Annotated in this window: 1 pseudogene; it reads left to right on the forward strand. The window is 63.9% G+C overall.

From position 1 onward, the window contains the following. Window positions 1–86: 86 nt before the first annotated feature. A pseudogene (locus SB816_RS34265) lies at window positions 87–244 on the forward strand (GABA permease); the annotation flags it as partial.

Below are 244 nucleotides of genomic sequence, written 5' to 3' on the forward strand. Positions count from 1 at the left end.
CGGGCAGCGGATACAACAACGACAACTCCCTCGCCGCCTTCATGCCACAACCGGTCGTACCGGCACCGTTTTTTGGAGAGAGACATATGAGTGGAAGCAACACAGGCCTCGGCACGGGTCTGAAACAGCGGCACGTGACGATGATGTCGATTGCCGGCGTCATCGGCGCGGGCTTGTTCGTGGGCTCCGGCCACGCCATCGCGGAGGCCGGCCCGGCTTCCATCCTCGCGTATGCGATCGCGGG

It is taken from the genome of Achromobacter sp. SIMBA_011, assembly GCF_046535435.1.
Classification (GTDB): domain Bacteria; phylum Pseudomonadota; class Gammaproteobacteria; order Burkholderiales; family Burkholderiaceae_B; genus Achromobacter; species Achromobacter dolens.